The 24,322-nt window shown below is 59.9% G+C and carries 24 protein-coding genes; 16 read left to right on the top strand and 8 right to left on the bottom strand.

Translation table 11 applies throughout. The annotated features are described in order from the left end of the window. The first annotated feature begins 14 nt into the window (after positions 1-14). From ACSSVY_RS15610 to ACSSVY_RS15595, 4 genes are all read left to right on the top strand, one after another. Positions 15-284: a DUF2933 domain-containing protein gene (locus ACSSVY_RS15610; RefSeq protein WP_037298741.1), complete on the top strand. Its 270-nt coding sequence runs from the start codon at positions 15-17 to the stop codon at positions 282-284. Continuing rightward, positions 284-937, top strand: a complete 654-nt coding sequence (locus ACSSVY_RS15605) for a methyltransferase family protein (RefSeq protein ID WP_008282881.1) — start codon at positions 284-286, stop codon at positions 935-937. Before ACSSVY_RS15610 ends, ACSSVY_RS15605 begins: the two co-directional genes overlap by 1 nt. Positions 938-1,022: 85 nt before the next feature. Then, entirely contained in the window at positions 1,023-1,727 is a 705-nt protein-coding gene (locus ACSSVY_RS15600) for a ferric reductase-like transmembrane domain-containing protein (RefSeq protein ID WP_198133622.1), read from the top strand. Positions 1,728-1,835: 108 nt separating this feature from the next. After that, positions 1,836-3,179, top strand: coding sequence for an APC family permease (locus ACSSVY_RS15595; RefSeq protein ID WP_454270540.1), 1,344 nt, complete (start codon positions 1,836-1,838; stop codon positions 3,177-3,179). 11 nt (positions 3,180-3,190) lie between these two features. Here ACSSVY_RS15595 and ACSSVY_RS15590 read toward each other — a convergent pair whose 3' ends face one another. Then, entirely contained in the window at positions 3,191-3,895 is a 705-nt protein-coding gene (locus ACSSVY_RS15590; protein WP_230802100.1) for a hypothetical protein, read from the bottom strand. Positions 3,896-4,182: 287 nt separating this feature from the next. Between ACSSVY_RS15590 and ACSSVY_RS15585 the strand changes: the two genes are divergently transcribed. From ACSSVY_RS15585 to ACSSVY_RS15555, 7 genes are all read left to right on the top strand, one after another. Next, on the top strand, positions 4,183-4,326 hold the full coding sequence (locus ACSSVY_RS15585) for a hypothetical protein (RefSeq protein ID WP_162655212.1): 144 nt from the start codon (positions 4,183-4,185) through the stop codon (positions 4,324-4,326). 179 nt (positions 4,327-4,505) lie between these two features. After that, a complete protein-coding gene (locus tag ACSSVY_RS15580; protein ID WP_008282876.1) occupies positions 4,506-4,928 on the top strand; it encodes a hypothetical protein in 423 nt (140 codons plus the stop codon). A gap of 49 nt (positions 4,929-4,977) precedes the next feature. After that, positions 4,978-5,223, top strand: a complete 246-nt coding sequence (locus ACSSVY_RS15575) for a hypothetical protein (RefSeq protein WP_232279254.1) — start codon at positions 4,978-4,980, stop codon at positions 5,221-5,223. Next, on the top strand, positions 5,223-6,686 hold the full coding sequence (locus tag ACSSVY_RS15570) for a TolC family protein (protein ID WP_099911350.1): 1,464 nt from the start codon (positions 5,223-5,225) through the stop codon (positions 6,684-6,686). The genes ACSSVY_RS15575 and ACSSVY_RS15570 overlap by 1 nt, the downstream gene beginning before the upstream one ends. Positions 6,687-6,697: 11 nt before the next feature. After that, positions 6,698-8,056, top strand: coding sequence for a multicopper oxidase family protein (locus ACSSVY_RS15565; RefSeq protein WP_102106004.1), 1,359 nt, complete (start codon positions 6,698-6,700; stop codon positions 8,054-8,056). 46 nt (positions 8,057-8,102) lie between these two features. After that, positions 8,103-8,819, top strand: a complete 717-nt coding sequence (locus tag ACSSVY_RS15560) for a copper-binding protein (protein ID WP_037275420.1) — start codon at positions 8,103-8,105, stop codon at positions 8,817-8,819. Positions 8,820-9,259: 440 nt separating this feature from the next. Then, complete coding sequence (locus tag ACSSVY_RS15555) at positions 9,260-9,466, top strand: universal stress protein (protein WP_454270539.1); 207 nt, start codon at positions 9,260-9,262, stop codon at positions 9,464-9,466. Between the two features lie 28 nt (positions 9,467-9,494). On the opposite strand, the gene ACSSVY_RS15550 is transcribed toward ACSSVY_RS15555, so the two are convergent. The 6 genes from ACSSVY_RS15550 to ACSSVY_RS15525 all read right to left on the bottom strand — a co-directional run bounded on the left by ACSSVY_RS15550 (position 9,495) and on the right by ACSSVY_RS15525 (position 16,773). Next, complete coding sequence (locus tag ACSSVY_RS15550; RefSeq protein ID WP_454270538.1) at positions 9,495-10,607, bottom strand: ABC transporter permease; 1,113 nt, start codon at positions 10,605-10,607, stop codon at positions 9,495-9,497. Positions 10,608-10,610: 3 nt separating this feature from the next. Next, on the bottom strand, positions 10,611-13,352 hold the full coding sequence (gene rbbA, locus ACSSVY_RS15545) for a ribosome-associated ATPase/putative transporter RbbA (RefSeq protein ID WP_454270537.1): 2,742 nt from the start codon (positions 13,350-13,352) through the stop codon (positions 10,611-10,613). Next, positions 13,349-14,392, bottom strand: coding sequence for an HlyD family secretion protein (locus ACSSVY_RS15540; protein WP_037239698.1), 1,044 nt, complete (start codon positions 14,390-14,392; stop codon positions 13,349-13,351). The genes rbbA and ACSSVY_RS15540 overlap by 4 nt, the downstream gene beginning before the upstream one ends. Positions 14,393-14,525: 133 nt before the next feature. After that, entirely contained in the window at positions 14,526-15,014 is a 489-nt protein-coding gene (locus ACSSVY_RS15535) for a luciferase domain-containing protein (protein WP_151975914.1), read from the bottom strand. A 23-nt stretch (positions 15,015-15,037) separates the two neighbouring features. Then, positions 15,038-15,931 (bottom strand): SDR family oxidoreductase, encoded by an 894-nt coding sequence (locus ACSSVY_RS15530; protein WP_454270536.1) that lies wholly within the window; start codon positions 15,929-15,931, stop codon positions 15,038-15,040. A 29-nt stretch (positions 15,932-15,960) separates the two neighbouring features. Further along, positions 15,961-16,773 (bottom strand): DODA-type extradiol aromatic ring-opening family dioxygenase, encoded by an 813-nt coding sequence (locus tag ACSSVY_RS15525; protein WP_151975916.1) that lies wholly within the window; start codon positions 16,771-16,773, stop codon positions 15,961-15,963. A 128-nt stretch (positions 16,774-16,901) separates the two neighbouring features. On the opposite strand from ACSSVY_RS15525, the gene ACSSVY_RS15520 reads away from it, so the two are divergent. The 5 genes from ACSSVY_RS15520 (at position 16,902) to ACSSVY_RS15500 (ending at position 22,989) form a co-directional block, all read left to right on the top strand. Further along, entirely contained in the window at positions 16,902-17,252 is a 351-nt protein-coding gene (locus tag ACSSVY_RS15520; protein ID WP_254699909.1) for a winged helix-turn-helix transcriptional regulator, read from the top strand. A 187-nt stretch (positions 17,253-17,439) separates the two neighbouring features. Next, positions 17,440-18,036, top strand: coding sequence for a TetR/AcrR family transcriptional regulator (locus ACSSVY_RS15515; protein ID WP_232279252.1), 597 nt, complete (start codon positions 17,440-17,442; stop codon positions 18,034-18,036). 156 nt (positions 18,037-18,192) lie between these two features. Beyond that, positions 18,193-18,735, top strand: coding sequence for a TetR/AcrR family transcriptional regulator (locus tag ACSSVY_RS15510; protein WP_151975917.1), 543 nt, complete (start codon positions 18,193-18,195; stop codon positions 18,733-18,735). Then, entirely contained in the window at positions 18,722-19,870 is a 1,149-nt protein-coding gene (locus tag ACSSVY_RS15505) for an efflux RND transporter periplasmic adaptor subunit (RefSeq protein ID WP_254699911.1), read from the top strand. The genes ACSSVY_RS15510 and ACSSVY_RS15505 overlap by 14 nt, the downstream gene beginning before the upstream one ends. Positions 19,871-19,902: 32 nt before the next feature. Further along, positions 19,903-22,989 (top strand): efflux RND transporter permease subunit, encoded by a 3,087-nt coding sequence (locus tag ACSSVY_RS15500; protein ID WP_008282855.1) that lies wholly within the window; start codon positions 19,903-19,905, stop codon positions 22,987-22,989. A gap of 236 nt (positions 22,990-23,225) precedes the next feature. Here ACSSVY_RS15500 and dctP read toward each other — a convergent pair whose 3' ends face one another. After that, positions 23,226-24,317: a TRAP transporter substrate-binding protein DctP gene (gene dctP, locus ACSSVY_RS15495; RefSeq protein ID WP_008282854.1), complete on the bottom strand. Its 1,092-nt coding sequence runs from the start codon at positions 24,315-24,317 to the stop codon at positions 23,226-23,228. Between the last annotated feature and the right edge of the window lie 5 nt (positions 24,318-24,322).

Raw genomic sequence — 24,322 nt, 5'->3', positions numbered from 1 at the left:
AAGGAAGCCACAACGTGACCCATCAACCTGATCCATCACATGTTAATCAAAGTCAATCGGAGCATGCCCCCCGCCCGCCCTCATTCTGGCGATCACGCGCCGGCATCTATCTGATCGTTGCGCTGGCAGTTGGCGTCCTTCTCCTGGGTTACGACCACCGGGTGCACATCCTGAGCAGCGGATTGCTGATCTGGCTGCCATTGCTGCTTTGCGTCGGAATGCACTTCTTCATGCACGGCGGTCATGGAGGCCACGACGGGCACGGAAAGGGAGACGACCAGTAATGACCGATGCAGGTGCTTCCTATGGACTCTGGCTGCTGGTATTTATCAATTCGGGGGTGTTCATCATTTTCGCCTTCAGTTTCTTCAAGCCGCAGACAAAACGCGACTGGCGCAGTTTTGGAGCGTTCAGCGCTTTTGTCGTAGCTCTCTTCACCGAGATGTACGGGTTCCCGTTGACCATCTTCTTTCTTTCCGGCTGGCTGCAATCGACCTGGCCGGAGGTAGACTGGTTCGCCCACGACAGCGGACATCTCCCCGAAATGATGTTCGGCTGGCAATCGAACCCGCATTTCGGGCCGTTCCACCTCCTGAGCTTCGTCTTTATCGGCGGCGGCTTCTGGCTCATATCCGTGGCATGGCACCATCTGTGGAATGCGCAGCGTCAGGGGTTGCTTGCGACGACAGGCCCCTATGCCCGCATTCGCCATCCTCAATATGTGGGGTTCGTTCTGATCATGCTTGGTTTTCTCGTGCAATGGCCGACCCTCCTGACGCTGGCCATGTTTCCGGTACTGGTCTGGATGTACGCACGGCTGGCCCGCGGCGAGGAGAAGGACAGCCGAGAACGGTTCGGCGCTGGCTGGGACAGGTATGCCAGCCGGGTTCCCGCTTTCATACCAAACGTTAACACTCTGCAGAATGTTGAACGCTGATTGGAAGCGAAAGCCGATCTGATGTGTTATTTGCGTGCCTAAAACATCTTTGGAAGACTGCAAACATACGGTATCTGAAACCATGATGAAAAAACCCGCCCTTCTGCGGCACGTACTAATCATAGGAAGGTCCGTGCTGACGGGATACCTGCTGCTTGCTTCGCGTGCCGAGTGGTCGGAGATGCACCGCTACAACCGAGCGCTGGGGGATCTTTCACTGCTGCTCATCGTTGCTGCAATGGCGATTGGGCCGCTCGCACGCTTGTCGTCTGCGCCCTTTTTACGGAAGCTCATGCCGTACCGACGCGAGCTCGGTATTTATGCGGTTCTGGCGGCGACGGTGCATACCATCATCATACTGATCGGCTGGGTCGAGCTTGATTTTGCACGGCTGTTCGGTTTTGAGTTTCACCCCCAGCTGCAACGCTACGTGATGCTTCAGCACGGGTTTGCGCTGGCCAATGTGGTTGGGATCGCGGCACTGCTCTACGGCTTTGTGCTTGCCGGTACGTCGAATAATTTCAGCCAAAGGGTACTTGGCACGTCCGTGTGGAAATACATCCAGCAGGGCGCTTATGTTCTGTGGTGGCTGGCAGTGCTGCACACGGCCTATTTCTTGTTCTTTCATTTTCTTGATTTTCACCGCCAAATGCCTGAGCCGAACTGGGCGCGATGGCCGTTCGTTGCCCTTGTGGCGTCAGTTATCGCTCTGCAAGGGGCCGCCGTTGTAGTCACATGGCGTTCGCAAACTTCCCGGCGGATCTACGGCGCACCCTCGCAACGGGAGTAGTCGCGATTTCATCAGACGCCCAGGGTCGGGACTTCTGGCGGCCTGAAACCTATCGGGTGGGCATGCGCAGAGGCGTAACGACCTAAAAAGCAACCAAGGCAGATCGAAATGCAGAAACACAATAAAAACCACGATGGGAACGACGGCTACCGTGAAGGCTCGATCACCCTTGGCGGAGCTGTTGCCATGGGCACGGGCGTGATGATCGGTGCGGGCATCTTTGCCCTGACCGGACAAATCGCCCAGCTGGCTGGACCACTATTTCCACTCGCGTTCATCGCTGGTGCCATCGTGACCAGCTTCAGCGCTTACAGCTACATCAAGATGTCGAACGCCTGGCCCTCGGCAGGGGGCATCGCGATGATCCTTCAGAAATGCTATGGATCGGGGGCGGTCGCGGCGGGAGCGGCGCTTTTGATGGCGCTCAGCATGGTGATCGCGGAAAGCCTCGTCGCACGGACATTCGCCACTTATGTCTTGCGGCCTTTCGACATCACGGGCGGGCCACTTGTGCCCGTTCTGGCGGTTGCCGTGATCGTGTTCGCATTCTTGGTCAACATCGCAGGAAACCGCTCCGTCGGGCTATTCTCTCTAATCATGGCGGCGATCAAGATCGGGGGCATCGCGCTGTTCGGTATCGCAGCACTCTGGTCAAGCGGGTTTCAGTTCGCAGCCGCGTCAGAAACGGCCGAGACCTTTGGAGTGACAGGCTTCATCGCGTCTGTTGCGCTGGCGATCCTTGCCTTCAAGGGCTTTACCACGATCACCAACAGCGGCGGCGAAATCACCGATCCCCACCGCAATGTGGGCCGCACTATCATGCTGTCCATCGCGATCTGCGTGGTGGTCTACCTGCTTGTGGCCTTTGGCGTGGGCGCGAGCCTGACAATCGACGAAATCATCGCCGCGCGCGACTATTCGCTGGCCCAGGCGGCTGAGCCCGCACTCGGGCAGGTCGGCTTTTACTTGACGGTCGTGTTGGCGGCCGTGGCCACGGCATCCGGCGTGCTGGCCAGCGTTTTCGCAGTGTCGCGGATGCTGACCATGCTGACGGAGATGAAAATGATCCCGCACAGCCATTTTGGCATGTCCGGGGCTGTCCAGCGGCATATGCTGGTCTATACAGTCGTTATCGCCTCGACGCTGGCCGTGCTCTTTGATTTGGGACGGATCGCATCCCTTGGTGCCTTCTTTTACCTCGTCATGGACATGATCATACATTGGGGCGTGTTCCGCTATCGTCGAACCGAAGTTGGCGCCTCCAGTATCGTGCTTTTGTCTGCGCTTTCTCTCGATGCAATTGTATTGGCAGCTTTCACCGTAATGAAGCTTCAAAGTGATCCAATGATCGTTCTGTATGCGGCTGTCGGAATGATCGCTGTCTTCGCTTTCGAGCGCGTTTACTTGTCGCGATGGTTGGCACCTCAGGCCGCGCATTCCCACGGTGAATAGCCAGCCATCATCTAGCCCTGAAGGTATGCGATGCCTTGTGCACCGATTGCGATCAATCCGACCGACAGGGCAAACGCAAACAAGGCGAGCAGCATCAAGCCCGCTTTTATTGGCAAGCGACGAACAGTCGGTCCAAGAAATTCCGACTGCCCGAAAGCTGAAACATATAGCGGCAGCGCGCTGATCATTGTCGCATAAAGATAAACTCCGGAGATGTTCTCAAAAAACGCCGAACGCGCAAGGGTTGGGGCAACGACCGACAACGCGGTTGCACGACTGCCCCCGAATGACTCGAACCAGTCGGCAGACAAAACGTAGATCAATGCGTGGAGGCTTGGAAAGAGAATGGCTCTGAGCAAGATATCCACCAGCACGAAAAACGCCGTATCTCGGCGGGCGACCTTTGGTTTCTGTATCACCGCGAAAAGAAAAAAACTGACATAGTTTACGGCAAAAACTACGGGCAGACCGTTGGTCGTAACTTGCCTCAGAAAGCGGGCCAGCGATGGCCCGCCGGCGGCAAGAGCCGCTGCAAAGCCCGGCGAAAGCAAGATATAAAGGCAGAGGACCGGCAGTAACGCTGCGAGGCTGAATGCCAAGACAATGCTCACAAACTGAATACCGGGCATGTCGACGGAGAAAAACCTCTGCATGTAAGAACGTTGGCACATATACGGCTTGAGATCGAGGATGTTGAACCTGCGTTTGGGAACCAAGCATTCGCTCCAGGTCTTTGGGACGAATGAAATTTAAGTTTCGAAATCTCCTGAACCGCGTTCCATGTCTCAACTGCAGGCCGAGCGACATAACAAATGGTAGGTTACTGCCGGACCTAGTTGCGGAAATGTTGATAGCATTGGAAAGTAGCTTTTCTGCATGTCTTACGCTGGCGGTGATTTTCAGAACGGAATATTCCTATCCGAGTGGGCGGACTCCTTTCAGGGTCTATTGCAATCTGCGCGGAGATCGCGGCCATCGTGCCGCTTCCATGCAAAAGCCCATCATGGCTGCCGACCCAGATGCAAAAGTTTCGTGCGATCTGACTGCACCTATCGTCGGCGTCGACAGCACTCTGGATGAAACTGCATTGGCCGCAGCGATCAGCGGCGCGGGCTATGGCGCCGAGAAACTGGCTGAAGTTCGGTAGCACAAGACGCGTCAGCAACGCTCCGGCGAGCGGGAGCGAGGTATTGGCTGTTCATATGTTTCTGATATGCAACATTTTCTGGCTGCAGTGGCCGTATCCCGCCTGTTTCACAAAAAAGCGACAAACCTTCCCGCGCAGGACGGATTGACAGAATTGCTTCGGTATCCGATGTCTTGGACATGAGCTTTCGAGTTGTCATATCAAGCTGGATCAAGGCGTTTACGTGCATTGCGTTTGCGTTGGCCTTGGTGTTTTCACCACCTTCTGCCGCTCACGCGGCGTCCGGCATGCATGACGGACATCAAGCCAAGTCTGTTAGTATCGTTGGTGCTGCCGAGACCCATGACACTGGAAGCGATGCGCATCACGCGCATACGAAGCTTAAGGTCACAAGCGACATCGACATCGCAGCGTCCGACAAGGATGGCAAAGAGAAGCAATCCCAAGAGTGTTGCAACGGTATCTGTATTTCTGTCGTCTTCATCGAAGACACCAAGATCAGAGCAGAGCCGGTTGGTACAAGTGAATATGTCATTCTGGACGGTCAAACGTATTCGGTAGAAACAGCAGGGTTTCTGCGGCCCCCTCGATTCCTGATCTGAACCGGCACCCAAGTCGGGTGTGAGCCTTGCGCAAATTCTGCGTGAGACAATGTTCATCAATCAGGTCACGTTCATGAAAATTCATCTACTTATGGGGGCTTCGGCCCTCGGGCTTGGCGCATGCGCCTATGAGCCCACCCCGTTGCCGTCCGTCGCGACCCAACAGGCCGTCATCAACACGGCAGTTTCATCGCCGATCAGCTATCAGGACCCGTTGGCGGGCTACACCTATCGCGGCCCTACAGGTCCCCGCGACTGGCGTTCCGTCAATCAAGAACAGACGGAGGGCAACTGATGCGGGTATCGAAGTTTCCGCTGGTTTTCGGCTTTCCGCTAATCTTGGGTGCCTGTGCTACAGCTGTACCAGGCATCTACACGGAACCAAAAGCTGGCTTCGCCAATATTTCCAGCCAGGTCACACCAGCCATTGGCAAACGGACAGCCTTCGCCGAAACCCAGGCCGAAAACGAGGCACTGAAAAAGCAGGTGCACGCAATGGTGCATCGCAAGACCATTTCGGCGGACACCGCCGTTCAGGTCGCGCTTCTGAACAACAAGGGGTTGCAGGCGTCCTATGCGAACGTTGGCCTATCGGCCGCAGAGGCCTGGCAGCAATCGACGCCGGAAAACCCGATCGTCGCAATCGGTATACTGGGCATCGGTGCGCCCGAACTGGGTGCCTACAGGGCGATCGAAGGACTGATCCGGTCGAACGTGCTCGATGCCACCACTCGCAAGCAGCGTACGGCCATTGCAGACGCAAACTTCCGGCAGGCTCAACTGAGCGCCGTGAACGACACACTCGCACTGGCCAATCAGACGCGGAAGGCATGGGTCGATGCCGTAGCCGCCTTCGAGGCCGTGAGCTATCTGCGCCGTGCGAAAGCGACGTCTGACGCCGGATCGGAATTAGCGATGAGACTGGGCGAGACCGGCGCGCTTAACACAGCCGGGCAGGCCCGTGAACAGGCATTCAATGCCGAACTCGCCGGACAACTTGCCCAGGCACGCTTGAATGCTACCCGGTCCAAAGAGCAGCTGACCAGGCTCATGGGGCTGTGGGGCACCGAAGTCGACTATTATGTGCCCGATGCCCTTCCTGCGCTGCCGCGTTCCGTCGGCCGTGTGACTGACATCGAAGCGAAAGCATTGCGAAATCGGGTTGATCTGCGCGTTGCCAAACTTGGCCTGGAAGCACAGGCCAAAGCGTTTGGTCTGACTGATCAGACTCGCATTATCAGCGATCTCGAATTCATTGCCGGGTTCGAAGCGGAGCGGGAAATTGAGGACGGAGAAACGGAGACCGTGACCACCCCTCAGGTGGAGGTGGAGTTCGCAATCCCGATCTACGACACCGGGAAGGCACGGATGCGCAAGGCGGAATTGTCGTACCTGCAAGCAGCCAACGTGCTGGCAGAAAGAGCCGTCAACGTCCGGTCCGAAGCGCGTGGTGCTGAAGCCTCCTATCACGCCGCGTATAAGATCGCCCGCCACTATCGCGACGTTCTGGTGCCGCTACGCACGACCGTCGAAGAAGAGGGTCTGCTGTCCTATAACGGCATGATCACCAACACTTTCGAGCTGCTGACAGACGTGCGCGAGAAACTGGGCGCATCACTGGAAGCGGCAAACGCAAAACGCGAATTCTACATGGCACAGGCTGATCTGACCGCTGCGATCTATGGCGGCGGCGAAGGCGGTGGCGGTGCTGGTGGAGAAGGCGCGACACTTGCCGCCGGTGGCGGCGCAGGACACTGAAAGGAACTGACATGCTAAATAGACGTCAATTACTCGGAGCCGGCGCGGCAGGTGCAACGCTGGTCTCTTCGAAAGCCTGGGGTCAAACCCTGAACATGGGCCTGCCCGAAGCTGCCCAAATGGATAGCGCAGCAACGGCGATCACGGCGCGTCCCAATTCCGGGCCGGACTACACACCTGTGGTCACATTGAACGGGTGGACCCTGCCGCACCGGATGAACAACGGGGTGAAAGAGTTCCACCTCGTGGCCGAACCGGTAGAACGCGAGCTTGCCGACGGCATGATTGCGCATTTGTGGGGCTACAACGGCCAATCCACCGGCCCGACGATCGAAGCTGTCGAAGGCGACCGGGTGCGCATCTACGTCACCAATAAGCTGCCGGAAGGCACAACGGTGCACTGGCACGGACTCATTCTTCCCTCAGGCATGGATGGGGTCTCCGGGTTGAGCCATCCAAGCATCCCGCCGGGCAAAACCTTCGTCTACGAATTCGACTTGGTGAAGTCCGGAACGTTCATGTACCACCCCCACGGCGACGAAATGGCGCAGATGGCGATGGGGATGATGGGCATGTTCGTGGTCCATCCCAGGGATCCGGCCTTCATGCCGGTGGATCGCGATTTCCTGATTATGCTGAATGCTTTCGACATCGATCCGGGGACATATGTACCCCGCATCATGACGATGACGGATTTCAACCTTTGGACCTGGAACAGCCGGATCTTCCCCGACATCGATCCGCTGGTCGTGAACAAGGGCGACCGGGTGCGAGTACGGGTTGGGAACCTTACGATGACGAACCACCCGATCCATATGCACGGCTATGACTTCAAGGTCACCTGCACGGATGGCGGCTGGGTGCCGCCTGAAGCACAGTGGCCGGAGGTCAGCATCGACATTCCCGTAGGTGCGATGCGCGCCTACGAATTCGTCGCCGATCATCTGGGAGATTGGGCGATCCATTGCCACAAATCGCACCATACGATGAACGCCATGGGCCATGACGTGCCGACGTTCATCGGGGTGAACAAGAAGCCGCTGACCCAGAAGATCCGTCAATTCCAGCCTGAATACATGCCGATGGGCATGTCCGGCATGGGGGACATGGCAAAAATGGAAATGCCGCTACCCGACAATACCATCCCGATGATGACGGGTTGGGGCCCGTACGGACCCATCGAGATGGGCGGCATGTTTTCGGTCGTGAAGGTGCGGGACGGCATCGACGCGGACGATTACTCCGATCCCGGCTGGTACGAGAACCCTCCGGGCGAGATGGCCTACGAATGGACTGGCGAATTACCCGACTTTGCCTCCAACAACAGCCCCAAGACCATTCTCACACCGAAACCAACCTCGAAGGGCTGAGCGGCCCTTCGTCATCTCCAACCGAACCAACCTACAGGACAATAAAATGAAAAATCTTCTTTTGACGACAAGCTTCGCGATCGCGCTATCAGCACCGGCCTTTGCTGCAGGTACACACGACGGCGGACATGGGGAGACCAAGCCAGCCGCAATGATGGTCGGCATGCCGGGTGACGCCGCCAAGGTTGACCGCACAATCGACGTCACTTTGCTCGAAAACGATGAGGGCCAGATGCTGATCGAGAGTGAGCCGATGGATATCAAGGAGGGCGAAACCATCCGCTTCAACATCACCAACAAGGGTGAGCTGGAGCATGAATTCGTCCTCGACACGGTAGAGCGTAATGCCGAGCATAAGATCGAAATGGCCAAGATGGACATGGAACATGACGATCCGAACCGTATCCGTCTCGATGCGGGCGCTTCGGGCGAGGTTGTCTGGACTTTCGCAAATTCTGGCACATTCGAAGCGGCATGCTTGATCGCCGGCCACTACGAATCCGGCATGCACCGTGAGGTCGCAGTAGGTGAGCAGATGGCTCAGGCTGACGTGGAATACACGAGCGGCACCATCAAGAAAATCGACGCCAAGGCCGGCAAGGTTACAATCATCCACGGGCCGTTGGTCACGCTCGACATGCCCGCCATGACCATGGTGTTTCGCGCGGACGAGACGATGATCGCGAACATGTCGGAAGGTCAGGACATCGAATTCGTCGCTGACCGGGTCAAGGGCAAACTCACTGTCACACAGATCAAGTGATGAAAATCCATGGGGCCAGGGCAAACGCCTTGGCCCCATCGCTTTGAGGCTTGGCCCGAGCAAGCAAGAAGATCCCAAAAAATCAAGCGCTACGGAGGTAGCCGAGCATGACGAATTTCCTGAGAACCTGCACCATCGCTGTCACTGTACCCTAATTAATCAGAATCCGGCCTGAAATTGTCCGGCGATATCAATGGCATTTTGTACCCTTAATTTTCGCATTGTACCGTTAATTGCAATACTGCACCCTTAATTACCAGACGGTTGAAACTGTGGATAACCTAACCGCTTCGTGTAGCGCGCCAACAGATATTGCCCTTCTAGGAAGCGTAAAACGTTTAGTGTCGGCCTGCAGCACGGGCTGTGGAAATATTGTAATTAGGGGTACAATCTCGCCCCAAATCGCCCTGAATCCACAGAATCTGATTAATTAGGGTACAGTGACACCTGTCGGGAAAATCACCAGTGTCGCGGCCGAAACCGGGGCCGATCTGGTCGTCGTCGGGCATCACCAGCAAGGCCTCTGGACCCGCTGGATGAGCCGGTCAGTGGCTGCCGGACTGAGCGACGCACTGGGATGCAGCCTGCTTCTGGCGCAAAAGGTCGTCAAGGAATCTGAGCGTTCCACAAGGGCTGAGCAAGTATAGCCAAGAGGCGGTTACGCCGCCCCGACTGTCAGCGCAGGAAGTCGCGGAACCGGCGCAGGGCGAAAGCGAACATCACCGACCCGATCAGCATCAACGCCACAAGCTGCGGCCAGACCACCGACAGCCCGGCTCCGCGAAACAACACCCCCTGTGCCAGCGCAATGAAATGCGTGTTGGGGGCCGCCAGCATGATGTATTGCACGGCTTGGGGCATCGACTCGCGCGGGGTGACGCCGCCCGACAGGATATCGAGCGGCAACAGCACCAGCAAAAGCAGCATGGCAAACTGCGGCATAGAACCGGCAATGGTGGCCAGCAGGATCCCCATCGAGGTGGTCGCGAAGAGGTGCAACGCCGCGCCCACAAGATAGAGCGCGACCGATCCCTCGATCGGGATGCCCATCCCCGCCTGAACCACCAGGGTAAGCGAAATCGCCGTCGCCACCAGCACAACGCTGCCCATGCTGAGCACCTTGCTCGTCATGATCTCGGCGGCGGTCACGGGCATGACCAGCAGATGCTCCAGCGTGCCGTGGTCGCGCTCGCGGATCAGGGCGGCGCCCGACAGGATGATGGACAGCATCGTCACCGTACTGATGACCGAGGTCACGGCCCCGAACCAGGCCGGGTCGAGCGAGGGGTTGAAACGGGCCCGAACGGCAAGGTCAACCGGCATATCGGTCGGGGCGGCATCGCGTTCCAGCCATCCGGCAATCTCCTGATTGATGATGGCGCTGATACTGCCCGCCCCGGTAAAGGCCTGGCTGACCCGCGTCGCATCGACATTGAGCTGCAACTCGGGCCGGTTCCCGGCCAGCAGGTCGCGCTGGAACTCGGGCGGGATCACCAGCGAGAACGTGTCGATCCCGGCATCCATCCGCGCATCCATTTGCGCGATATCGATCTGGGTCGGCGGCACGAAATAGGGTGGCAGGAACGCATCGGCGACGCGCCGCGACAGGGCCGAGGCGTCCTCGTCCACGATCCCGATCGTGGCGCGGTTGAGCGATTCGGGGATGGCGGTCGCGCTCACATAGACATCGAGCGTGAAGGCATAGGCGACCAGCACCATCAGAAGCGGATCGCGCAACAGTCCGCGAATTTCCTTCAGCGACAGTTGCAGAACATGCCAAAGCCGCATCGTTTATTTCTCCTGTTTGCGCACGAAGATGGCACCCAGCACCATCACCACGGGCACAAGCGCGAGCATCGGCAGGAAAGACCCGCCCAGATCATCGAATCCCAGTGCCTTTGAAAAGGCCCCGCGGGAGATGGTGACGAAATGGCTGGTGGGATAGATTTCACCGATCACCCGGCCCATGCCCTCCATTGACGCAACCGGATCGATGATGCCGCCATATTGCATTGCCGGGATAAGCGTTGCCAGAAAGGTAAAGAACAGGGCCGTGACCTGGCTTTGGGTGAAGGCGGAAATAAGCAGGCCCAGCCCGGTGGCCAGCACGACATAGATCAGCGCCCCAAGCGAAAGTGCCAGCAGGCTGCCCTTGACCGGCACCCCGAAGACCACCACCGCCAGCGCCAGCAGCAAAAGGTAATTCATGAAACCCAGCACGACATAGGGCACCTGTTTGCCCAGCAGGAATTCCAGCCGTCGCGCCGGGGTGACATAAAGATTGACGATCGACCCCGTTTCCTTTTCGCGGGCCACGGACAGGACGGCCAGTGTGGCGGGGATCAGCATCAGCAGCAGCGGGATCATCGCGGGCACCATGGCCGCCAGGCTCTCGACATCGGGGTTGTAGCGGTAGCGCACCTCAAGCGTGAAGTTTCCCGTCACCGCCTCATCGCCAAAGACCTGCCGCATCTGCCCGGTCAGCCAGTGGGCGTGCATCCCCTGGATATACCCGCGCACCGTATCGGCACGCATCGGCATGGCCCCGTCGAACCACGCGCCAATGGCGACGGGGCGGCCGCGTTCAAGATCCGCGGCGAACCCCGGCGGAATTTCCAACGCCAGGCTGATTTCACCCGCACGCATCCGGTAATCCAGATCGGCGTGATCGACAAGCGGCGGTTCCTCGTCAAAGTAACGCGACCCGGCCAGGTCGTTGATATAGGATTGGCTGAGGATGCTCTGATCGAAATCGAGCGCCGCGAATTTGAGGTTTTCGACATCCATGGAAACGCCATAGCCCAGCACGATCATCAGGATCACGCTGCCAAGGCTGGCAAGCGTAAGGCGGATCGGATCGCGGCGCAACTCCAACGACTCGCGCCATGAAAAGCTCAGCAGCCGCGCCAGGCTGAACCGCCCGCGCCGCCGCCGGGCGGAAGTGGCAGGCCCGGCGGAAAGCCCTTCTTTCGTCTCGAGCGCGGGCGGAGTATCCTGATCCTGCGCGCGCTTCAGATGATGGACGAAGGCATCGTCCAGCGTCTCTGCGCCCGCCTCTTCGCGGATCGCCTCGGGCGTGTCGCTGACAAGCACGCGGCCCTGGTGCATCAGCGAAATCCTGTCGCAGCGCGTGGCCTCGGCCATGTAATGGGTGGAGATGAAGATCGTTACGCCGTCGTTCCGGGACAGATCGATCAGCGATTGCCAGAAGATATCGCGCGCCACCGGGTCCACCCCCGATGTCGGCTCATCCAGAATCAGGATGTCGGGCCGGTGGATCAGCGCAACCGCCAGCGACAGGCGCTGACGAATACCCAGCGGCAGGCGCATCGGCAGGCTGTCGAGCACCTCTTCAAGGTCGAACCGTGCCGCGAGTTCCGCGATCCGTGGCCTGATCTCGGCTGGCATCATGTCGAAAAGCCGCCCGTGCAGATCAAGGTTCTGCCGAACCGTCAGCTCGGAATAAAGCGAGAAGGATTGCGTCATGTAGCCGATGCGCGTGCGCGTGGCCATGTCATGGGCATCGACCTTGCGACCGTAAATCTTCGTGGTGCCATCGCTCGGGTCCAGAAGCCCGGTCAGCGCCTTCATGGTGGTGGTCTTGCCGCAGCCGTTGGAGCCCAGAAAGCCGAAGATCTCGCCGCGCTTGATGCGAAAGCTCACCTTGTCGACAGCGGTGAAATCGCCAAACCGCACGGTAAGGTTCTCGGCCTCGATGACGTTTTCCCCGTCGGATGCGGGATCACGCGGCGGTATGCTCAGGTCCTTGTGGCGGCTGCGTTTTTCCTCGGGCAGAAGTGCGATGAAGGCCGCATCCAGATCAGCAGCACCGGTGCGTTCCAGGATTTCGTCGGGGCTGCCGGTCGCCAGAACCTTGCCCGCGTCCATCGCCACTAAATGATCGAAACGCGCGGCCTCTTCCATGTAGGCGCTTGATACCAGCAGGCTCATGTTCGGGCGATCAGCGCGGATGCGGTCGATCAGGGCCCAGAATTCGCGCCGCGACAGCGGATCGACGCCCGTGGTCGGCTCATCGAGAACCAGAAGGTCGGGGTCGTGGACCAGCGCGCAGCACAGGCCCAGCTTCTGCTTCATCCCGCCCGAAAGCTTGGCCGCCGCGCGGTCGGCAAACGGGGCGAGACCGGTCGCCTTGAGCAGTTCGTCGATCCGCTGCGCGCGTTCCTGCGCGCCCTCGCCAAAAAGGCGCCCGAAAAAATCGACATTTTCGCGGACCGAAAGCGTCGGGTAAAGGTTCCGCCCCAGCCCCTGCGGCATATAGGCAATGCGCGGGGCGATGCGCGCGCGATGCCCGGCGCGGGCCATGTCGCCCCCCAGCACCTCGAGCCGCCCTGTCTGCATCCGACGCGCCCCGACGATCAGCGCCAGAAGGCTCGACTTTCCCACGCCGTCCGGCCCAATGACGCCGACGGAACGGCCTGACGGCAGGTCGATCGAAACATCGTCCACGGCCAGGGTATTGCCATAGCGGAGCGAGAGCCCCTCGGCACGCACCGCAGGCATGGAATCGGTCATTCCAGCACCTTGCCCTGTGCCTCGGCCGGCCAGGGCGCGGTCGGATCAAGCCGCACCCAGGCGACGCCGGGAAGCCCGGTCTTGACCTGATCGAGGTGCTTTTGAAGGAGCTCCGGCGCGATCCTGGCCCGAACCCTGAACATCAGCTTCTCGCGCTCAACCTCTGTCTCGACCGTCTTGGGCGTGAACTGCGCCACGTCCGACACGAAGGAAACGCTGGCAGGGATAATGATGCCCGGTGCCGCATCCAGCAGCAGGCGCACCTCGGTTCCCAGCCCGATACGCCCTGCATCTGCCGTCGGAAGGAAAAACGTCATGTAAACGTCGTTGAGGTCCACCATGTTGACGACGCGCCCGCCGGCACCCACGACTTCGCCCGCGCGCGCGACGATATATTGCACCCGCCCGGCACGCGGCGCTTTCAATGTGCTGTCCTCGATCTGGACGTCGATCGCCTCGATCATCGCCTGGGCCGCGGTCACTGCGGCCTCGGCCCCAATCACCGAAGCTTTCGCCGATGCTACCCCCGCCCGTGCCGCCGCAAGCGATGCCTCTGCAGAGGCAACCGCCGCCGCAGCGCCAAAGGCGTTGGCCCGGTCGATCTCGAATTGCCGTTCGGATGTGATGCTGTTCTGCGTCAGAGACTCGGAGCGCTCATACTGGCGCCGCGCGACATCCTCCTCCGCGCGGCGCTGTTCCAGAAGGGCCTCGGCCGCGCGTACTTCGGCCGCGCGCTGTTCGACAAGCAGCGTGGCGTTTTCCACGGCGATTTCAGCGCGGCGCAGTTCCGCCACCATCTGGTTGCGATTGGCCTGCAATTGCCGCGTGTCGAGCGTGGCCAGAGGCGCACCTGCCGTCACGAGCCCTCCTTCGTTCACAAGCACCGTGTCAATTCGCCCGGGCAGCTTGGCCGCAACGTCGATTTCGACCGCTTCGATCCGCCCGTTGCCGCGCGCAAATCCTTCCGCGTCCGTATCGGATAGGGTGCTTTGCCAGATCAAAAAGCCGGATACGGCGACAGCGATGACGATCGCGGCCATGATAACGGGTCTGTTTTTTGCCACTGGATACTCGCTTGTTGTGATGATTCGGGCGTGTTTTTTATTCTTGCGACGCGCCTGAACCCTAAATCATCCGCATGCGGTTTCACAACCGGATTGAACGTCGTATCCGTTACAGAACGATGTTGTCCACCCGTCCGAGCCGGCCCCGGGCAAAGTCACAGGACAGGCCCAGAATGCCGAGCACGGTTTCGATTTCCGCCGAGTTTCTGGGCGCATAGACCATGACAGCCGTGGGCGGGATCATGCCCGCCGCAGCCATCGGATGTGGCTCTGCCCAGCCAAGATCGACGATCTTCGGCACCGCATCCTCTGGCAGCATCATGTGCAGGCTGCCGTCCTGCGGCGGATGGACATGGGCGAACTCGGTACCGATCATGAACGCCTCACGGCAGCCGCAGCCGCGCCCGTGTTCGAGGCAAAGTGCCTCGGCCCCCGGCACCGAGATCATCGAGGGCTGGCGGATGACAAAGGGAAAATCGAAGGCCCTGTCCTTGAAAGCGCGATATGACGCGGCATCAGGGTTCTGACTGATCTGCGTATGCGGGGCACAAGGCGTGGTGACGGGCCTTGGCCCCTCGCGCGGCGGGATATTCAGCATAACGGGGCCTCCGTGGGTGTTGTTTACGCCTGCCCGGTCAGTGCGGGCGTGTTGGCCAGCAGGAAATCGCGGACCGATTGTGGCCTTAGTCCGGTCAGCTTTTCCACGTCATCCGAGGCCATGTCGAGATTCCCCTTGGCAATGGCGACATCGAAGGACGAGAAGACATTCGCCATGAAGTCCGGCAGGCCATTCGTGACCATCGCCTCAACCAGGGCGTCGCGCGCGATCGGGACGTAGGGGATCTCCTTGCCGGCAACTTCGGACAGTATCGCGGCGATCTCGGCATGGCCGACGGCCTCGGGTCCGGTGATGTCGCGCAGGGTCGAGCCCGTCTCGGATAACAGGGCCGCGGCAGCGGCGCGGGCACAATCGGCGCGCGTGACATAGCCCGCTTTGCCGTCGCCCGCCGCCGCGTAAAGCGCCCCCGTGCCAATCGCCTGCGCCCCGCTCATCAGCAAGAGATCGGCGTAAAGACAGTTGCGCAGGATCGTGTGGGGGATACCGGTCTGCTTGATCAGCGCCTCGCTCTCGCGGTGATCGGCGGCAAAGGTGATCGGGCTGCTTTCATCTGGATTGGTGAGCGACGTATAGACGATATGCGATATACCGGCCTCCTGCGCGGCGGCGATCGCGTTGCGGTGCGCGGCAAGCCGTTTGCCCGGCTCAAGGTCGTCCGTCGAGATGATCAGCAGCCGCCCGCCGCCGGCGAAGGCCTTGCCAAGAGTGGTCGGGTCATTGAAATCGCCCGCCCTGACGTCGACCCCGCGCGCCCGAAGTGCCGCGAGCTTTTCCGGTGTGCGGGTGATCGCGACCAGGGGTTCTCCCCCCTGCGCCAGCAGGTTCTCGATGACCTGACTGCCGAGTTGACCAGATGCGCCGGTCACGATGAAGGGACCCTTGATGGCATTGGACATGGTTTTGTGTTCCTTTTCCAAGTTTCTGTTCAACCGAAGCGAAAGGCGCTTTCGACAGCGCCAAGAACGTGATCCTCCAGCGTCTTGCGACCGATATCGTGGCCCGCCGCACCCGCCACGACATGCAGCGGCATCAGGTGCTCTTCGCGCGGATGGGCCTCGCGGCCGCCCGGCGCCTCTGACCAATGCGTCAGCCTGCGGTTGCGTTGATCGGGATCGGGGCAGGTCATCGCCTCGGTCAGCCAGGTATCGAATGCGCCGCCAACGATGTCGCCCCGCGGCCCGCCACGCAGGCTCCGCATCAGCACGCCCATATTGTGATAGGTGTTGCCGCTGCCGAGGATCAGCACGCCCTCATCACGGAGGGGGGCCAGGGCCTGACCAAGCGCAATATGGCGCGCGGGGTCCAGATCGCTGGCAAGCGAAAGCTGGACGCAGGGAATGTCAGCCTCTGGAAAGGCGACCTTGAGCGGTACGAAGACGCCGTGGTCAAAACCCCGTGCGGCATCCTTCGCGGCTGGAAGCCTAGCGGCGCGGATCAGGTCATGCACCCGATAGGCCAGCGCCGGATCGCCAGGGGCTGGCCAGGTCAACTCGTAGGTATGGGGCGGGAAACCGCCATAGTCGAACAAAAGCGGTGGGGCGGGATTGGTCTGCACGGTGAAGGCGGGCTCTTCCCAATGACCCGAGATCACGAGGATTGACCCGGGGCGCTCAGGCAGCGTGCCCGGGAGATCCTGCAGGAACTGCCGGTGCCGGTCCCACTCATCGGACGGGTTCCAGTCCATGAAGAAACAAGGGCCGCCCCCGTGGGGAATGAAGAGCGTGGGCTGGCGGGCCATGTCCGATTGTCCTTCCCGGTTGCCAAGGCAACCCTCGAGTGGCTGTATCAGGAGGAGTAATAGTTGAGATATGGCAAAAATTAAAGTAGGGATGATAAAGTAACCACCTGGAAAGGAAGCGCACAGCGATGTCCAAAACGCCGCCACAGTGCCCGATGGATGCGATCCTGAGGCTGCTCATGGGGCCATGGACCACCTACATCATCTGGGTGCTGAGCGATCAGGGGCCGCAAAGGTTCGGGGCGTTGAAGCGCTCCGTGCCGGGGATATCGACCCGAATGCTGACCGAACGGCTGCGGATGCTGCAAGATGCCGGGGTCATCTGGCGCGAACAGGCCGAGACGATCCCCCCTGCCGTCACCTATGGCTTGACGCCGCGCGGCAACGAGTTGCGAAGCGTTCTCGACGGCCTGGGACAAATCGCAGAACGATGGAAGGCTGAGGGGGTGTTTCAGGACGATGACTTGGGCGCTGTTTGACTGCGCCAGCCCGAAAAACGCGTGCGTTTACCAGCTTTGGGCGGTGCCGATTCATAACGGTTGTGAGCTACGCAGCGCCGCTCGGCTTTTGCGAATGACAGTTGATGGACCTGTTGGACGCCTTTGAGCGCGGCCAGTCATGTTGCGCTGTGCGATCGTTATCACGTTTTGGAAGCAGGTGATCACCATGAGAGAAAGTAAAGGTGCCGATGTGCTCAGAGGGGCCAGGGAGGTCTTTTTGAAGTGCGGCTTCGAAGGCGCCAGTGTCGATGCCATTGCCGAACAAGCCAAGGTTTCGAAGGCGACCCTTTATGCGCATTTCTCAAGCAAAGACAGGCTCTTCTTAAGCGTTTTACGAGCTGAATGCGACAGACTTTCTGAAGAAATCTGCCGTCCGCTTTCAAACCTGGGCAATGCACAAGATGCCCTTGAAGAGCTCTCGCGGCGCATGATCGGGCTGGTCATGGATGAGGGTTACATTCGTCTCCTTCGTGTTTGCATCGGCGCGGTTCCGGTTCTGCCGGAGGCAGGCGAAATATACATGGATGCAGGCCCAACGCGCGCTATCACACACGTCGCGCAAATACTCAAAGACTTGCACGAAACGAAATCACTGAACGTTGAAAACGTTCAAAACGCCGCCAGTCAGTTCATTCACCTGTCCATCTCCGACGTCATCATGCCGCGATTGCTGGCCGTCGACCAGCCTGTCGATGCATCTGAGCATTCAAAGAGGGCGGTTGACGCTTTTCTGGCGGTATATGGCCGACGCAATGACTTATAGCGTGGGAGGCCCAAACAGCTTGCCTTCTGGTGCTTCGACAGGTGCCATGCCGCGCCTCAAGGTGACTGATCCGGTTGAACACTTGACCCAGATGGTGCCGGACACTAGCTACCCTAGCATATGCACCGACCGGACGGTACAGTTTTGAGTGAGCACATGACCCCAGCAGAAACCAGAAGCGCGTCTCGCAGGATACTGTCTGCTGCGCGCGCTATCGCCGCGCGCGCAGGTGCGGGAAAGATAACGATCGACGCGGTTGCAAAGGAGGCGGGCCTCAGCAAGGGGGGCGTGCTTTACAATTACCCGACAAAGAAGGCCCTGCTCTCGGGGCTGCTCGATGCGATGTTGGCCGAACATCGGGAGCTGCTGGACAGCGTGCCGGAGCGGCACCCCGCGCGAACCCTGCGTGGGCATCTCGAAACGGTTCTGCAATCGCAAGAGGTGGATGATGACCTGTCGATGGCGATCCTCGCGACAGCGGCCTCAGATCCGCAACTGCTCGATCCGCTGCGGGGAGAATTGACCGACGACATCGGGCGTATCCTGTCCGACACACAAGACACGCAGGGTGCCATGGTGGTTTTTTGGGCGATTCAGGGGGTGCGCTTCCAGAAACTTCTCAAGCTGCCAGACGGCGGGGCGGATCTCCGTGGTCGCGTCATCGAAAGATTAAGGACCCTGATCGATGAACTCGAATAGAATGAAGCAGAGCTGGAAACGGATCGCATCGGTTACCGTGATCGCGGCGGCGGCGCTGCTGGTTTTGTCGGTGTTTCCGGCGCTCCGGACCGATGTCCGGGCCCAGACAACGACTGACGCGCCAAAGCCTGCGGCCGAAACCCGCGAGGGGGCTGAACACGACCGGAAGGTCACAGTAGAAGTGACCCGAGCAACAAGTCGCACCGTCACGCGTGGCCGCACCGTTGCCGGGCGGGTCGCGCCAGCCCGCACCGTAGACATCGCTTTCCAGGTTTCTGGACAGGTCCTGCGCCTCGAGGTGGAACCGGGCGACAAGATCAGCCAAGGCGATCTGATCGCGGAACTCGATCCGGTCGATTTCGAACTTGCGGTGGATCGGGCGCGGGCCGCCTTTGACCTTGCGAAATCCGAGCTCGAGCGCGCGAAGAGCCTTGCCGAACGAGGGGTTGCGGCCGAAGCGCGCTTCGAAACCGCCCGTGCCGAATACGCGCAGGCCGAAGTTGCGCTGCGCGAGGCCGAGCGGCGCCTCTCACAGACGCAGATCATCGCGCCTTTCGATGCAATCGTGGCGCGCACCTTCATCGAGGAATATGTCAACGTCACCTCCGCGGCGCCGGTTGCGCGTCTTCAGGATGTCAGCGAGATGCGGATCATGATCTCTCTGCCGGAAGAACTGGCGGCGGTCGCACGCAGCGCACCCGACGCCTTTGATCTCGTGGCAAGTTTTCCAGCCGTGCCCGGCTACACGGCTCCGCTCGTGCTTCGGTCCTTTGCAACCGATGCTGACCGCACGGCGCAGACCTACGATGTGGAATTCGCCATCACGGGCGATGTCGACTCGCGGCTTCTGCCCGGGATGACGGCCAGGGTGCGCCTTTCAAATGCGGCGGCCGAATCCAGTGCACAATCTGCCATGGTCCCCGTGTCAGCGATCGATACCTCTAGCCGAACCGAGCCTTCGGTCTGGATTTACGACGAAGAGTCGGGGCAGGTCAGGCGCCGGACCGTGCGTCTGGGCCTTCCCGTCGATAACGAGATCGTGGTTCTGGAAGGTCTCCAAGGCGATGAACTGGTCGTCTCCGGCGGGTGGTGGCGGCTTCGCGACAATCAGACCGTGACGGTTGCGGGGCTCTGATCCCGCCCCCTTGACAGGACACGAACAAATCCATGGCATTCAGCATTTCCGGCGCAAGCATCCAGAGGCCCGTGGCGGTCTGGCTCCTCATCCTTTTTTGTCTTTTGGGCGGGTATTGGGGGCTGAACACCGTGGGCCGCCTTGAAGACCCGAGTTTCACGCTCAAGACCGCGCTCGTGTTCGTGCCGTATCCCGGCGCGACAGCAGTCGAGGTCGAGGAAGAGGTCTCGGACGTCATCGAAAACGCGCTGCAGCAGATGAAGCAGCTTGACCGGGTCGAATCGAAGTCGATGCCGGGCATGGCGCAGATCACGGTCGAGATCGAGGGCACCTATGGCCCGGATGAGATTCCGCAAGTCTGGGACGAGATGCGGCTGCGCATCAGCGACGTGCAGGACGACCTACCCCAGGGCGCGCGCGCACCCATTGTCAACGACGATTTCGGCGATGTCTACGGCATGTTCTACGCGGTAAAAACCGAAGGTCTCAGCCCGCGCGAGGAGCGGGATCTGGCCACGCGATTACGGCTTGGGCTGGTGACCGTCGACGGCGTTGCGAAGGTTGAGGTTCAGGGCCTTACGGAAGAGACGATCACCCTCTCGATCCCGTCCGCGCGCCTGACGGAATTGGGCCTGCCGCCAAACCAGGTTCTGGGCGTGCTGAACGATGAAAACCTCGTTTTCAACAATGGCGAGATCACCGAGGGCCCCGCCCGCATCGGCCTGTCCGTTCCGCCGGGTTACGTGACCCCCGAGGGGATCGAACAATTACGGCTTGGCGCGGCCGGAGAGGTCGGACAGGTTGCGATCCGTGACATCGCCCGCGTCTCCCGCGACGAGGCGGAACAGCCGAGCCAGGTGATCCGCCACAATGGCACGGCAGCCTTCACCCTCGGGGTTTCGGCGTTGACGAACCGCAACGTGGTCGAAGTTGGTTCGGCGGTCGCGGCCCGGCTTGAGACGTTGAAGGCCGACTTGCCGGACAGCGTCGAGATCACGCCGATCTACGAACAGCACGTCGTCGTTGACGAGGCCGTCTCCAGCTTTCTCCTGAGCCTTGCGATGTCGGTCGCCATCGTTGTCGGGGCGCTGATGATCACAATGGGCTGGCGCGCCGGCCTGGTGGTCGGCACGACGCTCGGGCTCACTGTGTTCGTCACGCTGTTCTTCATGTCGGTCTTCGGGATCGCGATGGAACGGATCAGCCTTGGTGCCCTGATCATCGCGATGGGGATGCTGGTCGACAACGCCATCGTGATCACCGAAGGAATGGTGATTGGCATGGCGCGCGGAAAGAGCGCGATAAAAGCTGCGGCCGAGACCGAAAGTTCCACGTCCATTCCGCTGCTTGGAGCCACCGTGATCGGGATCATGGCCTTTTCCGGGATCGGACTTTCGCCGGACTCCACCGGCGAGTTTCTGTTCTCGCTCTTCGCGGTGATCACCATCTCGCTGCTGATGAGCTGGATTCTGGCTGTTACGGTCACGCCATATCTCGGCATGCTGCTGCTCAAGGCGCCAAAAAAAAATACCTCGGATGATCCCTACAAGGGCGCGTTCTACGCGATCTATCGCGGGTTGCTCTGGCTCGTGCTGCGCGCGCGTGTGCTGGTTGTGCTTGTAATCGTGGGAATCACGATTGTGTCGGTGATGGCCTTCGGGCAGGTCAAGCAGGCCTTTTTCCCGGCGTCAAATACCCCGCTTTTCTATGTCGAATTCCAGATGCCGCAAGGGACCGACATCAACGTCACCGACCGTGAAATGAAACGGCTCGAACAGTTGATCCTGTCTGAAGACAAGGTGACCGACGTGACGACCTTGGTGGGGCGCGGCGCGAGCCGATTCATGTTGACATACAACCCGGAGCAGGCAGATGCCAGCTATGGCCAGCTTATCGTTCGTGTGGCCGACGCCGAGGCGATCCCGGCTATGGCCAATCGATTGAATCGTGATCTGCCGGCCGAATTTCCCAACGCGCTCGTCCGGGTCGAAGAGCTTGTCTTCGGCCCGCCCTCCGGTGCCGATGTGGCGGTCCGGTTCTCTGGTCCCGATCCGGTCGTTCTGCGCCAACTCGCCGACGATGCATTACGGATATACGAGGCCGCCGGCACAATTACCAACCCGCGCACCAATTGGCGCCAGCGCGAAATCCTTGTTGAGCCGATCGTCGATGAGTCGCGCATGCGGCTGGCCGGGGCCACGCGCAGCGCGATTGCCGATACCGTCCGCTACGGAACGTCGGGCTTGCGGGTCGGTGAATTGCGCGAAGGCGACGAGGTCATCCCGATCCACCTGCGGCTGCCCGCGACCGAACGGGACGGGGTTGACCGCGTTCGGGATCTGTCGGCCTGGTCCGATGGTGCTGGCACCTACGTTCCCATGGCCAACCTTGTGGAACGGTTCGAGCCGCGCCTCGTCGAGGCGCTGATTCACCGGCGCAACCGCGAACGCACCATTACTGCCCTTGGCGGTGCACGGGCGGATCTCACCGCCGATGAGGCCTTCAAAAGCGTGCGGGCCGAGATCGAGGCACTCCCGCGTCCCGACGGCTACAGCATGGAGTGGGGTGGCCAGTATGAAAGTTCAACCGACGCCCAGACCAGCCTTGGCAAACAGCTTCCCCTAGGCTTCCTTGTCATGCTGACAATCTCCATTCTCATGTTCAACAAGGTGCGCCAACCCCTCATCCTTTGGCTTGTCGTGCCAATGTCCGTGACGGGCATGGTGCTCGGGCTGCTTTTCACCGGCCTGCCTTTCACCTTCACTGCTCTGCTCGGCTTCCTTTCGCTGTCGGGAATGCTGATGAAGAACGCGATCGTTCTGGTCGAAGAGATCGACGTTCAGCGCGCAGAGGGTGTGGCGGATTACAAGGCAGTGATTGACGGTTCGGTCAGTCGTCTACGCCCTGTGGTGCTCGCCGCAGGCACGACGATCTTCGGCATGATACCCCTGCTGCCGGATGCGTTTTTCGCGTCTATGGCGGTGACGATAATGGGTGGCCTCGCGTTTGCCTCGGTGCTGACCCTTGTCGCCGTGCCGGTACTTTACGCACTTCTTTTCCGTATCCGTCCACCAAAAGAAGAAAGCACCGACTCGAAAACCGGAACAGCCTCTGGTTGAAGTGGTTCATGCTTCAAGTAGGTAGGGATCACCCTTGGAACAAAATGCCTTTGTAGAGTAGCGCCAGCTTCTAAATCGTGGCGAAGGCAGGCGATATTTTCTTTAGACCATCAACATTTCTTGCTTGCGCGAGGGTCAGCTACGCCCGGAAAAGAGAATGTTGCCGCAAAGCGGTCCGTTCGTTAAACGCAAAAGGCCCACCAGTGATGGTGGGCCTTCCGGTTGAATTCTCTGTATCAGTTCGCGCAGGCGCGGATGGCTTCGATGTCCGGCCCATTGGGTGACCGACCCAGATTGAAGGGGGCGGACGCATCGCGCCATTTGGCGTAATCGGCCAGATATTCGAGCTGGCTGAGATAGACCTTGGCCGAGGCGGGGTTTTCGCAGGCGGTCTCGATGATCACCTCATTGGCGAGTTCCTGCACGCGCGCCAAGGTCTCGTCGTCGTAGCGGGTGATCTCGATGCCAGCGTCCTTGAACTGCTGATAGGCCTCGGTGGCGCGCTTTTCGGTGAAGGAAAGCGACCAGATCAGATTGGCCTGAGCCGCGATTTTCAGATCCTCCTGCGTTTCAGGAGAGAGCGCATCCCACGAGGCCTTGTTGATCATCACGCCAAAGACCGAAGCCGATTGGTGCCAGCCCGGAGTGGCCCAGAACTTGGTCACCTGATGGAAGCCGCCTGAATAATCAACATTGGGGGTCGAGAATTCTGCGCCGTCGATCACGCCGCGTTCTAGCGACTGATAGATTTCGCCACCGGCCATGGAGACCTGATTGCCGCCGAGTTTTTCGAGCAGGCGACCCTGTTCCAGACCGGACAGGCGCAGGCGTTTGCCTTGCAGATCCTCAAGGGTCACGATGGGCTCATTGGTACGGAAACCGGATTCGTTGTTGGTCACGCCGTAGGGCAGGTAGACCATGCCGAATTTGCCGTAGATCTCGTTATAGAGATCGGCACCACCCCATTGTTCGATCCAGTTGACGTAGTCGATGGCGTTGAAGAGGCTGGCGGTGGTTGCCAAGGGGGAGAACGCCGAATCGCGGCCTGCCCAATAGCCCGGCCAATCCCCGCCAGCCTGAATGGTGCCAGATTCCACTGCGCCAAAGACTTCGCCTGCGGGCACAAGCGCGCCTCCCTCGAAGAACTCGATGGTCAACGCGTCGCCGGTCAGCTTGTTGGCGAGGTCGACGAAATGCTTGTCGATCTCGATCAGCTCCAGAGAGCTGGGCCATGTGGTTGTCATGGTCCAGCTTTCCTGCGCGGCAGATTGCGTCGCAATCCCTGCGGCCAGAGCGAGGCCGGTTACGAGAGTAATCTTCGTCAGCATGGGTA

The organism is Roseovarius sp. MBR-51 (genome assembly GCF_053628575.1).
The sequence above is the reverse complement of the archived record's forward strand: the minus strand, read 5'-3'. Positions and strand labels throughout refer to the sequence as shown.

What these genes read in the sequence shown, in the direction of transcription:
- ACSSVY_RS15600 (WP_198133622.1), top strand. Translation starts at nt 1,023, where the DNA reads ATGAAAAAACCCGCCCTTCTGCGGCACGTACTAATCATAGGAAGGTCC.
- ACSSVY_RS15570 (WP_099911350.1), top strand. Translation starts at nt 5,223, where the DNA reads ATGCGGGTATCGAAGTTTCCGCTGGTTTTCGGCTTTCCGCTAATCTTG.
- ACSSVY_RS15530 (WP_454270536.1), bottom strand. Translation starts at nt 15,931, where the DNA reads ATGTCCAATGCCATCAAGGGTCCCTTCATCGTGACCGGCGCATCTGGT.
- ACSSVY_RS15535 (WP_151975914.1), bottom strand. Translation starts at nt 15,014, where the DNA reads ATGCTGAATATCCCGCCGCGCGAGGGGCCAAGGCCCGTCACCACGCCT.
- dctP (WP_008282854.1), bottom strand. Translation starts at nt 24,317, where the DNA reads ATGCTGACGAAGATTACTCTCGTAACCGGCCTCGCTCTGGCCGCAGGG.
- rbbA (WP_454270537.1), bottom strand. Translation starts at nt 13,352, where the DNA reads ATGACCGATTCCATGCCTGCGGTGCGTGCCGAGGGGCTCTCGCTCCGC.
- ACSSVY_RS15585 (WP_162655212.1), top strand. Translation starts at nt 4,183, where the DNA reads ATGGCTGCCGACCCAGATGCAAAAGTTTCGTGCGATCTGACTGCACCT.
- ACSSVY_RS15540 (WP_037239698.1), bottom strand. Translation starts at nt 14,392, where the DNA reads ATGGCCGCGATCGTCATCGCTGTCGCCGTATCCGGCTTTTTGATCTGG.
- ACSSVY_RS15520 (WP_254699909.1), top strand. Translation starts at nt 16,902, where the DNA reads ATGTCCAAAACGCCGCCACAGTGCCCGATGGATGCGATCCTGAGGCTG.
- ACSSVY_RS15500 (WP_008282855.1), top strand. Translation starts at nt 19,903, where the DNA reads ATGGCATTCAGCATTTCCGGCGCAAGCATCCAGAGGCCCGTGGCGGTC.
- ACSSVY_RS15565 (WP_102106004.1), top strand. Translation starts at nt 6,698, where the DNA reads ATGCTAAATAGACGTCAATTACTCGGAGCCGGCGCGGCAGGTGCAACG.
- ACSSVY_RS15550 (WP_454270538.1), bottom strand. Translation starts at nt 10,607, where the DNA reads ATGCGGCTTTGGCATGTTCTGCAACTGTCGCTGAAGGAAATTCGCGGA.
- ACSSVY_RS15510 (WP_151975917.1), top strand. Translation starts at nt 18,193, where the DNA reads ATGACCCCAGCAGAAACCAGAAGCGCGTCTCGCAGGATACTGTCTGCT.
- ACSSVY_RS15595 (WP_454270540.1), top strand. Translation starts at nt 1,836, where the DNA reads ATGCAGAAACACAATAAAAACCACGATGGGAACGACGGCTACCGTGAA.
- ACSSVY_RS15580 (WP_008282876.1), top strand. Translation starts at nt 4,506, where the DNA reads ATGAGCTTTCGAGTTGTCATATCAAGCTGGATCAAGGCGTTTACGTGC.
- ACSSVY_RS15605 (WP_008282881.1), top strand. Translation starts at nt 284, where the DNA reads ATGACCGATGCAGGTGCTTCCTATGGACTCTGGCTGCTGGTATTTATC.
- ACSSVY_RS15575 (WP_232279254.1), top strand. Translation starts at nt 4,978, where the DNA reads ATGTTCATCAATCAGGTCACGTTCATGAAAATTCATCTACTTATGGGG.
- ACSSVY_RS15560 (WP_037275420.1), top strand. Translation starts at nt 8,103, where the DNA reads ATGAAAAATCTTCTTTTGACGACAAGCTTCGCGATCGCGCTATCAGCA.
- ACSSVY_RS15525 (WP_151975916.1), bottom strand. Translation starts at nt 16,773, where the DNA reads ATGGCCCGCCAGCCCACGCTCTTCATTCCCCACGGGGGCGGCCCTTGT.
- ACSSVY_RS15505 (WP_254699911.1), top strand. Translation starts at nt 18,722, where the DNA reads ATGAACTCGAATAGAATGAAGCAGAGCTGGAAACGGATCGCATCGGTT.
- ACSSVY_RS15515 (WP_232279252.1), top strand. Translation starts at nt 17,440, where the DNA reads ATGAGAGAAAGTAAAGGTGCCGATGTGCTCAGAGGGGCCAGGGAGGTC.